Source organism: Gillisia xinjiangensis (assembly GCF_046298265.1).
Taxonomy (GTDB): domain Bacteria; phylum Bacteroidota; class Bacteroidia; order Flavobacteriales; family Flavobacteriaceae; genus Gillisia; species Gillisia xinjiangensis.
In genome coordinates, this window is sequence record NZ_JBKAHK010000127.1 from 1 (window position 1) to 518 (window position 518).

Sequence of the window (518 nt, forward strand, 5' to 3'; positions counted from 1 at the left end):
ATACCTGGCTCGGCGGATTCGGTACCGAGGCGGAGTTTCGCCAGGTTCTGGAATTCATCTGCGAACGCTTCGAGACCGGGAACTACATTTTCTGGCTCGCCGATCTGCGCTTCCTCAACAGCGCCTTTTTCCATTCCGAGGCCTGGCTGGCCGAAACGGTGTTCCCGCGAGCCATCGCCGCCGGCCTGCAGCGGGAAGCCGTCGTGGTGCCCACGTACCAAGGCGCGCCACGCGGTTACGACGTCTTCGGTTCCGCCTCCTCCGCCCTGGGAAGGATTACGGACGGCAGGGTTCGGGGTTTCTCCGACGTCGAAGCGGCCAAGGCGTGGGTGTTTGAAAGTTCGTAGGTCTTCGGGCCGCGGGACAGCGGGCGACGCCGGCCTGTCCCGGCCCCGCCCCTCGGCGGCCTGCTTACGTCTGCAATTAAAAGTTGCGGCAAAGGCAAGTAACCAGCCCAAGCAACTTGGCGACGTCACCGTCTCCGAAGTGTTAACTATTCATTGCGCTTACCTCTTCTT

The 518-nt window shown here is 62.2% G+C and carries 1 protein-coding gene; it reads left to right on the forward strand.

All coding sequences use genetic code 11. The features are described 5' to 3' along the window. On the forward strand, positions 1-347 hold a 347-nt coding region (locus tag ACKGJN_RS16825), incomplete at its 5' end, for a hypothetical protein (RefSeq protein ID WP_409540723.1). Positions 348-518 lie beyond the last annotated feature (171 nt).